The sequence below is a fragment of the Salinicola sp. NYA28a genome (assembly GCF_976982775.1).
In genome coordinates this window covers 1413037-1424930 of sequence record NZ_OZ334582.1, presented here as the reverse complement: position 1 = coordinate 1424930, position 11894 = coordinate 1413037, and the positions used below count along the sequence as shown (strand labels likewise).

The window sequence follows — 11894 nt, the reverse complement described above, 5'->3', positions numbered from 1 at the left end:
ACCGGCCTCCGGACGACGCCGATCTTCAGGCGTCGCCCGGATCCCGACCGCGCAGCGTGGCCAGGTCGAAGCGCCCCGCTTCCTCGATCACCCGCGCCAGGCGGGCACCGAAATGCTCGACCAGTCGTCGCCCGGTATCGGCATCGGCCAGCGTCGCATTGCCGGTGACGCCGCTCGGGTGCAGATCCTGGGCCATCCAGGCGTAGCCGGCATCGCCTTCAGGGCCTAGCGTGGAGCCGGCCTGCTCGCGAAGACGGCCTTCGGAGACGGCATCCGCCAGATGATCGAGACGAACCTTGTGGGGCGCGAGGTGCAGCATCATCGACGTTTCCAGCGCGCCACCGTGCAAGCCATGACGCAGCTCCTCGGCCGGAAGCGCCTGCTCCGGGGGCGCGAAGCGAAAGTAGTTGGCCTTGATTACCAGCATGCCATGGGCGGCGCGCAGCTTGAGTGCCGCCAGATCGATGACCGCCTTGTTGCCGCCATGGCTGTTGAACAGCACCAGGCGCCGGATGCCGGCGCGATGCACCGCCTCCCCCAGCGCCTCGATCACGGTCATCGCCGTCTCCGGCATCAGGCTCAGCGTTCCCGCAAAATCGGCATGCTCCAGACTCGAGCCCAGCGCCAGCGGTGGCAGCGCGATCACGCCCCGGGTCGGCTCGAGCTGCCCCGCTGCCACGTCGAGCAGCCCCAGCCCGATATCCAGATCGGTCGAAAGCGGCAGATGCGCGCCGTGCTGTTCGATCGCCGCCAGCGGCAACACCGCCACCGTCGTCTCGTCGACCAGCCCGGCAAGCTCGGTGCTGGTCAGCTCCTGCCACTGATGAAGACTCATGCTTCCCTCCCTGACAAATCGGTTGCGGTGGATGCCGCCGAGGTCTTCAGCAACCGCTCCGCGATGGCACTGTCCCTGACCACCCGTCGCGCCACGGCGTCGCGCAGCATCCGCTCGTCGCTGCCGCCGCGGGACTGAGGCTGGGCCAGAGCCAACGTCAGCCGTGAGCGCGCTCGGGTGATACCGGTGTAGATCAACTCCCGCGTGACGATGGGGTTGGCTCGCGCCGGCAGCGCGAACAGCACATGCTCGAATTCCGAACCCTGCGACTTGTGAACGGTCATGGCGAAGGCGGTCGCCGCCGCATCGAGCCGCGACGGCAGCACCTGACGCACGCCGTCGCCCTGCGGGAAACAGACCCGCAGCCGCCCACCCTCGTCGGGCAGCGTCAGCCCCAGGTCGCCATTGTAGAGCCCCAGTTGCGGGTCGTTGTGCGTCACCATCACCGGACGTCCGGCGAACCAGCCATCGGTGCGCGAGATCCAGCCCTGCTGCCACAATGCCCGCGCAATCCGCTCGTTCAACCCTTCGACGCCCCACGGCCCGCGTCGCAGCGCGCACAGCACCTGAAAGCGGCTCTGCAGCGCGAGGATCGCTGACGGCGAAGCCCCGGCCCGCAGCGCCTCGAACAGTTCCCGGTAACCCGCCACTATCGCCCGCTCGAACGCCGTGGCGTCGATATCCAGCGTCGCCAGATCCTGGAAACCGTCTTTCAGCACCTGGACAAAGCCGCGACCGTCGCCGGCATTGGCGGCTCTGGCGAGCGCCCCGATGCCGCTGTCCGCCCGGAAGCGAAAGCTCTTGCGCAGCATGGCGACGTGGTCCGCCAGCGGATTGGTCTCGGTGGCGGCGGGCAGCGGCTCGCCGGCCACCGCCTGCAGATAGTCACGCAGGGGCTCGGAATATCCCGTGCCGTCGCCGACGCCGGCCCCCGCGCACAGATCGCCCAGGACCGACCCCGCCTCCACCGAGGCCAGCTGGTCCTTGTCGCCGAGCAGAATCAGGCGGGCATCCGCCGGCATCGCCTCGAGCAGCGCTGCCATCATCTCCAGGTCGACCATCGAGGCCTCGTCCACTACCAGCAGATCCAGGCTCAACGGCGCCTCGGCGTGATGGCGAAAATGGCGCGTGTCCGGCCGCGCCCCCAGCAGGCGGTGAAGCGTCTGCGCCTCCTGCGGAATCGCGTCGCGCACGGCCGCCGGCACCGCCAGGCGCCCGACCGCCCCGGCGATCGACTCGGACAAGCGGGCTGCCGCCTTGCCGGTGGGTGCCGCCAGCCGGATACGCAGCGCCTCGCCGTCCCGCGCCAGCGACTGCTGCTGCAGCAGCGCCAGCAGTCGCGTCACGGTAGTGGTCTTGCCGGTGCCGGGGCCGCCGGAGATGATCGTCAACCGCTGGCGCAGCGCCAGTGCGCACGCCACGCGCTGCCAGTCGGGGTCGTCTCCCTCGCGCTGGTTGCCGGCGAACAGTGCCGCCAGCTGCTCCGCCAGTTCGTCGGCGACGGCCAGCGGCTGGCCCAGGCGCTGACGCAGGTGCGCCGCGACGCCGCTCTCGGCCTGCCAGTAGCGGCGCAGATAGAGTCGTTCGCCATCGAGCACCAGCGGCGTGGCGAGCCCCGAGGCCTCCCCGGCCAGCGCGACGATGGAGGACGCCGCCAGCACCGCCGCCCACCGCTGTGGCGTGACGCCCTCGAGCAGGGATTCCGGCAGCACCACGGCCTGCGCGGCGTCGTTCCCCTCCTCCAGCGGCGGCAACGACAGCGCGGAACGCGGCGCCTCCAGCACGCGGGATAGCGACAGGCAGACGTGACCGCGCCCCACCTGGTGGCTGGCGAGCGCGGCCGCCAGCCACAGCAACGGATCGTCGTCCGGATCGCGCTCGGCGAGAAAGATCGCGAAGTGGCGGTCGAGCTGGCGCAGCCAGCCGAGCTCCACCCACAGCGCCAGCGCCTCGAACAGCGCCTCTCGCGTCAGCGCCGGCTCGTCGACATCGAGCGCCAGGGTGAACTGATCCGCCTCGCGGGAATGCGGATCCGGCTGTCGGTCGGGTTTCTGCGACGAGGGTCGGCGGTTCATGAATGAGTCTCCCTGGACTGACGCAACAAGGCTCTCGCCGGCTCGGCGTCCCCTTCGAGCCAGGCATCCAGCGCCTCGATCAGCGCCCGGTCGGGGCGGCGATGGAACACCCCGGGGGCGACTTCGGACACCTCTTTGGGCGCATCTTCGGGTGCATCTTCGGGCGCGTCTTCGGGCGCCATGGAGAGCGGCGCCATGGAAAGCGGCGACTCGGCAAGCCCCCGAAGAAAGACATAGCAGGCACCGCCCACATGCCGGTCGTAGTCATAATCCTCCAGCCGCGACTTGAGCAGGCGATGCAGCGCCAGCACGTAGAGCACGTACTGCAGGTCGTAACGGTGATCCACCATCGCCGCGGCCAGCCGCTCGCCCTGATAATCCGCCGGATCGTCGCCCAGATGGTTGGACTTCCAGTCGAGCACGTACCAGCGCCCGCCCGCCTCGAAGGTCAGATCGATATACCCCTTGAGCATGCCGTTGAGCTTGCGCGGCGCCAGCCGGGGCCGCAGTCCGGGCAACGGTTCGAGCCGGGTGACGAGCCGGTCCAGCGGTTCGCTCCACGCATCCGAGGCCGGTAGCCAGAATTCCAGCTCGGTGCGCCACGCCTCGAGCCGGTCGAGACGCACCGGGTGGCCATCGACATGCATCAGCGGCAGCCGCAGCCGTTCGAGCAGCCAGGCGTGCAGCAGCGACGCCCAATCGGCGTCGAAGCCGCTCATCGCCAGGCGCCGTTCGATATCGCGGCGCAACGCCACGGCATAGGCAGGGTCTTCCAGCCGATCGAAATCGAGCCTTTCCAGCAAGCCGTGCAGGAAGGTGCCCGGCCGCGGGCCTCGCGGGAAATCGAGCAGCGAACGGATGCTGGGCCGCGGTATCGGGTCGCGCTCGCGGCTGACCTCGATGTCCAGCGTCGCCGGCAGATCCTCGCTGGCTGCCGCCGCATCCTCTCCACCGCCTTCGCCGGCCGTGTCGCGGTGCCACGCCTCCTCTTCCCGGCCGGTATCGCCCAGGGCCCGGCGCGCGTCGGCAATCAGCGAGGTATAGGAGGCGATCCACCAGTCGTCATCGATCTGCCCCCGAAAGACGCGTGCCGGCTTGGTCTGCGGTGCGAACGCATCGATTCGCAGCCGGTGAACCGGCGCCTCGGGCGGGGGCTCGATCGCCAGCCATCCCGCGTGCTGGCCCTGGCGCAGCCGTTCCAGCAGCGCCGCGCCGTCGTCTTCCTTGTCGCTGCCCAGCAGCCGCCCCAGCGCCGTCTCGTGCAGGCAGCCGCTCTTGCCACGACCGCGGCCGACATGCGCCACGCCCAATCGGCAGGCGTAGGCGGCGCGGGTCAGGGCGACATAGAGCAGCCTCACGTCCTCGTCGAGTCGAGCCAGATCGGCCTCGCGCTGCTGGGCGTCGTCCGGCGACGCCACCATCACGCTGCCTTCGCCCTCCGGCGACTTCAACGCCAGCAGCCCGGTCTGGCGGTCCGGCTCCGCCGGGCGGTGCGAGCAGATGAACGGCAGCAGCACGATGGGATATTCGAGTCCCTTTGACTTGTGCACCGTGATCACCCGCACCAGATCCTCGTCGCTCTCGAGGCGCTGGCTGAGCGCCTGGCTGTCCAGCGTCTCGACGCCTTCCTGCAGCGCCCGATGCCACCAGCGCAGCAGCGCCTGCTCGCCGTCGAGCCGCTGCTGGGCGTTCTGCGCCAGTTCACCGAGATGCAGCAGATCGGTCAGCGCCCGCTCGCCGTCGGTACGCTGGGCGAGCCGCTCGGCGATACGGAAGTCCCGCATGACGGTGCGCAGCATGGGCAGCACGCCGCGTCGCTGCCACTGGCGGTGGTATTCGCTGAATCGCTCGACCTCCCGTTCCCAGGCCAGTTCGTCGGCCAGCAGCGGCTCCAGCGCCCGGGGCGAGTCGTTGAGCAGCTTGGTCGCCAGCGCCGCCTTGAGCCTGGCGTCCTGACGCGGCTGGGCCACGGCTTCGAACAGCTGCAGCAGCTCGAACGCCTGGGGCGTATCGAACACGCTCGAGCGTTCGCTCAGGTAGACGCTGCGGATACCGCCTTCGGCGAGCGCACCGCGAACCTTGAGCGCCTCGCCGCCATGGCGGACCAGAATGGCGATATCGGCGGGCTGCACCGGGCGCTCGCCCTTCGCCCCCTCGAACCGCCACCCGCCTTCCAGCAGCCGCTGCACCTCCGCCCGCGTCGCCGTCGCCATCACGTTCTGGTATTCGCCGCGGGAGTAGCGCTCGGTATCCGGCCACCAGACGCCCAGCGCTGCCACCGGCCGGCCGTCCTGGTCGACCAGCCGCGCCGACTTGGGGTTCGACTCGACGGCGACGAACGGGATCTCGTCGCTGCCGAAGGGTTGCGGATGACGCCGGAACAGCGCATTGGTGGCCTCGACCATGGCCTGGGTCGAGCGGAAATTGCGCATCAGCGTGAAGCGACTCGGCGTCGCCCGGCGCGCCCGCAGGTAGGTATGGATATCGGCCCCGCGAAAGGCGTAGATCGCCTGCTTGGGGTCGCCGATCATCAACAGCGCCGTCGTTGCCGGGTCGCTCTCCGGCGCACGGTAGATGTTCGAGAAGATCCGATACTGGACCGGATCGGTGTCCTGGAACTCGTCGATCAGCGCCACCGGCAGCTCGTGACGAATGCGCGCCGCCAGCCGCAGCGCCGCGCTGTCGTCGGCGCGTGCCGCATTCGCGGTATCCGCCGGCCCATCCGATGACGGGGCCGGCCGGGCCAGGGCGGCATCGAGATCGTTGAGCAGGTCCGAGAACTCCCACAACCCCTGGCGGCGCTTGTCGGCAGCGAAACTCACCGCGATGCGGTCGCGGGCGTGGGCCAGCACCTGCCGGGCGACCGCGTCGAAGGGCCGGCCGTGGGCGGCGAGGCGATCGAGATGGGCAAAGAACGGATGCGTTGGCACCGTCAGCCCTTTCTGGGCCGCGCCCTTCATCAACGCTCCCGCCAGTTTTTCCTGACTCAGCCAGAAGCGCCCGCTGCTGTCGGTGATCTCATCGGCGGCATCGAACTCGCCCCGGGCCAGCCAGCTCTCGAACGCCGCCAGCCGATCGGCCAGTTCGTCGGGCTTGAAGCTCCTCTTGTTGAGCACGCCATCGTGGAACGCCTCGGCCATCGAGGCGCCGATGGCATCGCGATCCCAGGCCGCCGCCAGCGCCGACTCGATGGATTCCCGTTCGTCCAGCCCGCTTTCCAGCTCGGCGAATAGCGCGGTCAGGGAGTCCGGCGCTTTTACCGCCTCGCCGGCGACCCACAGCGGCTGGGGTTCGCCATCCTTCAGCAACGGCCGCAGTGCGGCCGCCAGCGCTTCCGGCCCGCTCCACTGCGAACGGATCTGGCGCTGCCAGCGCTCGTCGAGCGGATAGAACTCGCACCGCCAGTAATCCTCCACCGCCCGAGCCAGCAGCGTCTGACCATCCTGCAGCAGCTCGGCGGAGAAGCGTGCGCCGGCGTCGAAGGCGTGGCGGGTCAGCATGCGCTGGCAGAAGCCGTGAATGGTGAAGATCGCCGCCTCGTCCATCAGCCGCGCCGCCTGGTCCAGCCGCCGGGCGCCGCTGCGGCAGGCCGTCTCGCCCGCCGTGGCCAGCGGCTCCAGCAGTTCGGCCAGTACCGGATCGTGGCGATCCTCGGCGCTTGCCAGCAGCCAGTCGCGGGCCTGCTTGAGACGCGCCCGAATGCGCCCGCGCAGCTCGGCGGTGGCGGCTTCGGTGAAGGTCACGACCAGGATCTCGGGCGGCGTCAACGGCCGGGGGAAATCCACCGTCTCGCGGCCGGGCAGCGGCCCCAGCACCAACCGCACGTAGAGCGCGGCCAGGGTGAAGGTCTTGCCGGTGCCGGCGCTGGCCTCGATCAGATGATGGCCGATCAACGGCAGGCCGACGAGCTCGAGCGGGACGGTTTGTTCCCGGTTTTCATTCGTGACACCGCTCATTCGCTCGCCCCCCCTCGAGACCGGGTCGATGAGGGTTTCGATAACGGCTTCGATGACGCTGGCGTTGCCACCGCCTGGGAACGGAAATGGGAATGGGTCTGCTGGGACGCTCGCAACAGGATCTCCAGTATCGGTTGATAGTGGGCCACGCTCTCGCGGACGCCACCGGCCGCCTCGAACGTCTCGAAATCCGGCCACAGCTGGCCAAGTCCGCCTTCGCGCTGGGCCAGCGACGGCATGCCGAAGCCGCCCTCGTCGTACGCTTCCGCCAGCTGGTCGCGCCAGCCGGGATCGAGCGATTCCCCCGCCGCCAGCCCGCCGAGCGCCTCGCGATCGGCCAGGCTCCACAGCGTCTTGACCAGCGCATCGCTGGCGGGCAGCGGCGCGCACCAGGCGCGCCACCAGGTGCGAAGCCAGTGGCCGAGACTCGCCCGCGCTTGCGCCCTCTCCAGCGTCGGGAACTCCAGCCAGCGGTCCTCGAAAATCGCCGTCCACCGGCAGGGTGACTCTCCGCTGGCGTTGACCAGCAGCCAACGAACGTAGCCCGCGTAGAGTCGATGCGGCTTGCCAAGCTTCTTCCACGGGCCGTCTCCCGAGCCCTTACCATCGGGTTTGAAATGGCCGAAGTGGCTGGTCTCCAGCGTCACCAGGCCAAGACTGCCTGCCTTCCCGCCGTCATCGTTTTTGTCACCCTCATCGTTTTTGTCGCGGTCATCGCTTTTATCGAGATAAAGACCGTCGACTCTGGCCTCCAGCGCCAGCGCGGGACAGTCGGTCGTCGCGTCGATCGCGAACCGCAGCATGGGCGGTGTCAGCGCTTCGGCGCCGTCGACCCGGCGATGCCAGCTCTCCAGTTGGGTCTGCAGGCGCCTGAGCGGCGGCTCGATCGTCGCCAGGCCGAAACCCGCCGCCGGCAGCCGCCCTGCCAGACGCAGCCGGTCGGCGACCTGCGCCAGCGGCTCGTGGCGACGGCCGGCATCCAGCAGCTCGCGCTTGAGCGTGTGATCCTCTAGGGCATCGAGAATGAACGGCTCGCTGTCCTCGTCGGGCACGTCGGGATCCTGGAAGCGCACTCCCAGGCGGCCAAGGTAGACGCTCCAAGGCCGGCGCAACAGCCGCTGCAGATCGGCAAGCCCGAGCGCTTCCGCTGGCGCGGGCACGGCATCCGGCGCCGCTGGCTGCGCCATCTCGGTGTCTGGGTTCTCAGCCAGCAGATGCAGTGGCTCCCAGCTGGTATCGAAGGTGTAACGCGGATCGTCGGCGTGAAAATAGCGCCGCGAGAACGGCTGTAACGGATGCGCCTCGATCAGCCTCGCCGCCAGCGCCGCTTCGTCGTCCTGTGTCGAAGCGTCGCCCGAGTCCGGCCGCCAGCCCTGCTCCAGCGTGTCGAGCAGTTCGCCGATCAGCACCGAGGGCGGTCGTGGGGTGTTGTCGCGCTGATCGAAGCCGACCCAGGAGAACGTCAGCCGTTCGCGGGCGGAGAGCAGTGCCTCGAGCAGCAGGTAGCGGTCGTCGTCGCGGCGGGAGCGGTCCCCCGGACGCGGGTACTGCGCCATCAGGTCGAAATCCTGCGGTTGGCGCGTGCGGGGATAGGCGCCGTCGTTCATCCCGAGCAGGTAGACCTGCCGGAACGGAATGGCGCGCATCGGCATCAGCGTGGCGAAGTTGACCTTGCCGGCCAGAAAACGCTGGGCCAGGCCGCCCTCGTCGAGCTCCGCCCTGAGCGCATCGCGCACCACGGCGAGACCGATCGGCTGGGTGAAGGCGGCCAGCTCGCAACTTTGCTGCCAGCGGCCCAGCGCCTGATCCACCCGCGCCAGCACGTCGTGTTCGTCCAGCGCCGTGGGGGCGAACAGCGTGTCGATCAGGTGTCGCAAGCGCGCCAGCCACCCCTCCGGCGTGACGGCGGCGCTCAACGCCTCGCACTGGGCGGCCATCATGCGTATCAGCTCGGCCAGCCGCCCGGCGAGATCCGCTTCCAGCCCGCCCACCTCGTCGTAGGGCACGATCTCGTCGAACTGCCACGCGGCGCTGGCGGGTAGCGGGCCGGTGGATCGTCCCGGCGGCATCGGGCCGGTAGATGGAAGAGTGCCGGTGGAATACCCCAGCAACATGCGCTCGAGCCCGAACGCCCAGCTGTTTTCATGCAATGCCGGAAAGCCGAGCGAGCGGCGGTGCGCGCCGGATAGCCCCCAGCGCACGCCGCTTTCCGCCAGCCATTGGCGCAGGCGCGGCAATTCCGACTCCTCGATGGCGAAGCGTGCCCGGAACGCCGGAACGTCCAGCGCATCGAGCAGCTCGCTCACGCCCAGCCGCCGTTCGGGAAGCTCCAGCAGCGACAGGATCAACACCATCATCGGATGCGCTTCACTGGCGACCTGATCGGCGATGGTGAACGGAATATGGCGGGGATCGTTGGACGGCAATTGACCGAAGACCGCCTCGATGTAGGGCGCGTAGACGTCGATCTCCGGCACCATCACCAGAATGTCCCGGGGCCGCAGCGGCGTACCCTGGCTGCTGGCTTCCTCGAACGCCGCCAGCAGCCGATCGTGCAGTACCTCCACCTCGCGCAGCGGCGAGTGCACGCTGACCAGTGACAGCGAGGCGTCGTCCGGGGCGATCAGCCGTTTGCCGCTTTCCCGGGTTCGTTCTCCGGGATGCCTGAGATCGAGAATGTCCTGCTGCAGCTGGTTGAGCAGCGGCGCCCGTTCGGGATGCGCTTCATCGACCGGATCGCGGAACAGGTCGGTCTCGACGTCGAAGCCGCCATCCTGGCTCTCGAACTCGTAGAGGCCGACGATGAAATCCCGCCCTTGCGCGCCCCAGGCAGCCAACAGCGGATTGGCCTGAAGGTGCAGCGCCTCCTCGTCCAGCGCCTCGAGCCATGGCGCTTCCGGGTGCCGGGACTGCTGTCGTGCCATCGCCTCGGCGGAGAGCCGCCCGGCGCGCTTGATCGCCTCCCGGTCGGAGACGATGTCGCCCCAGTAATGGCGACACGGATTGGTGATCATCAGGAAGACGTCGATGACGCCGGAAAGCGCGTGCAGCGCCTCCAGCGTCTGGGAAGGCAGCGCCGAGATGCCGAACACGAAGAGCCGGGGCGGCAGTTCCGGCGGGCAGCTTTCCAGTTGCCTGGCGGCGCGCAGAAAACGACCATGCAGGCTGGCGCGGTGAAACGCTCGCTCGGTCGGGTCGGCGTCGGCGATCAACGCTCGCCATAGCGCCGGCTGCCAGCGCTGGTCGGCGGGCAGGTCGGCCGGAGCGTCCTCCCCCGCTTCCCAGGCGGCCAGCCAGTCGGGGCGGTAGTTGAGATACTGGTCGAACAGATCCGCCAGACGCACCGCCAGTTGCCAGCGCTTGCGCTCGGCCTGCTCGGCGGCCCGGCGCTGCGTGCCCTCCTCCATCGCCGCAGACGATTCGGCACCCTCGTCGCCGTGCGGTCGGCCCGCCGTAGCGCTTTCCAGCCCGGCGCTCAGATAGTGGGCGAGCGGCGCGAAGGTGACCGGGTCGCTGGCGATCTCGCCTTCCAGCAGCCGCAGGATGCGCCATGCCAGCGGGCGCTTGTCGAACGGCGAATGCAGCGGAATCGGCCGGCTTTCGCCGTCTTCTCCGGCCTGTTCGAGCACCGCACGATAGGCACGCCAGACGAAGCTCGACGGCAGCGGGAAATCCACCGAGGCGGCGATGCCGTCGGCCTCGGCCAGCGAGAGGCGCAGCCATTGGGCCATGCCGTTGGACTGCACCAGGAAGGTTTCCGGGGTCAGCGGCGGCAACCGGTGGCGCTTGATCAACGCCAGTGCCAGATCGTGCAGGTCTTCGAGGTGATTGGCATGCAGGACGCTGAACATCCGCTCTCCCGGGTTCTTGGATCGAGGGTCGATGAGGCTTCGACAAAGACGCCATCCTACCGTGGTGCGGGACGACGATCACCCGGTGCCTGTGGCAAGATGGGACGTTCTCGTGTCAACCATGTCGTCGCCGCCATCACTGCCTCCGTGGCAGCCAATGGCAACGTTCACGGTAGCCATGACGACCTCCGCAGTGACTAATAACAATAACCGTAGCAACAAGGACTTCCATTGACGACACCCGTCTTCCTCGCCGTGCTGGCCGGTGCTCTGATGCATGCCAGCTGGAACGCTCTGGTCAAGGTCGGCCTGGACCGACTGCTGAGCATCTCGCTGATCCAGGCCGCCTGCGCCGTGATCGCGCTCGCCGGCGTGGCCTTCGTGCCGCTGCCTCAGCCGGCCGCCTGGCCGTGGCTGGCCGTATCGACGCTTTTGCATATCGGCTACAACGTGTTCCTGGCCCGCGCCTATCGGGTCGGTGATCTCGGCCAGATCTACCCGATTGCTCGCGGTTGCGCGCCCCTGCTGGTCACGCTGATCAGCGTCTTCGCGCTCAGCGAACATCCGTCATGGATCGGCTATCTGGGTATCGCGGTGCTGGTGCTCGGCATTCTGTGCATGGCTTTTCGCGGCGGCACGGGGCCGCGGCTGGAGCGCGCCTCGCTGATCAACGCGCTGACGACCTCCGTCTTCATCGCCGGCTATACGCTGGCCGACGGCAGCGGTGCCCGCGCCAACGGCGATGCGATCGGTTACGTGGTCTGGCTGTTTTTGTTCGATGGCTTCGGCATGCTGCTGGCGCTGGTCGCCATGCGTGGCGTCCGCGCCCTGCCCGAGCTGACCCGCTACTGGCGGGTCGGCCTGCTCGGCGGCGCCCTCTCCATCGGTGCCTACGGCATCACCATCTGGGCCATGACCCAGGCGCCGATCGCGCTGGTGGCGGCGCTGCGGGAAACCAGCGTGCTGTTCGCCATTGCCATCGGTATCGTCTGGCTGAAGGAGCCGTTGCACCGCGAACGCTTGCTGGCCGGCGGCCTGATTCTGGGTGGCGTCATCCTGGCGCACTGGGGTTGATCGTCGACTGTCATCCTGCGTCAGGACTGCTAGGCTAGGAGCAATGACTTCTCGCTCTGCCAACGCCGCTTTACCCGCTTCCGGCGCGCATTCGCCCCATATC

The 11894-nt window shown here is 68.8% G+C and carries 5 protein-coding genes; 1 reads left to right on the top strand and 4 read right to left on the bottom strand.

Annotation, left to right across the window (positions count from 1 at the left end; all coding sequences use genetic code 11):
* Positions 1 to 25: 25 nt before the first annotated feature.
* From ACWHY3_RS06395 to recC, 4 genes are read right to left on the bottom strand one after another with little or no spacing between them, the layout of a single operon-like run.
* Positions 26 to 835, bottom strand: coding sequence for a creatininase family protein (locus ACWHY3_RS06395; RefSeq protein ID WP_448127859.1), 810 nt, complete (start codon positions 833 to 835; stop codon positions 26 to 28).
* A complete protein-coding gene (gene recD / locus ACWHY3_RS06390; protein WP_448127858.1) occupies positions 832 to 2910 on the bottom strand; it encodes an exodeoxyribonuclease V subunit alpha in 2079 nt (692 codons plus the stop codon). The genes ACWHY3_RS06395 and recD overlap by 4 nt, the downstream gene beginning before the upstream one ends.
* Entirely contained in the window at positions 2907 to 6866 is a 3960-nt protein-coding gene (gene recB, locus ACWHY3_RS06385; RefSeq protein ID WP_448127857.1) for an exodeoxyribonuclease V subunit beta, read from the bottom strand. Before recB ends, recD begins: the two co-directional genes overlap by 4 nt.
* Positions 6863 to 10717: an exodeoxyribonuclease V subunit gamma gene (recC, locus tag ACWHY3_RS06380; RefSeq protein ID WP_448127856.1), complete on the bottom strand. Its 3855-nt coding sequence runs from the start codon at positions 10715 to 10717 to the stop codon at positions 6863 to 6865. The genes recB and recC overlap by 4 nt, the downstream gene beginning before the upstream one ends.
* A 231-nt stretch (positions 10718 to 10948) precedes the next feature.
* On the opposite strand from recC, the gene ACWHY3_RS06375 reads away from it, so the two are divergent.
* Positions 10949 to 11791, top strand: a complete 843-nt coding sequence (locus tag ACWHY3_RS06375; protein ID WP_087718010.1) for an EamA family transporter — start codon at positions 10949 to 10951, stop codon at positions 11789 to 11791.
* The last annotated feature ends 103 nt before the right edge of the window (positions 11792 to 11894 follow it).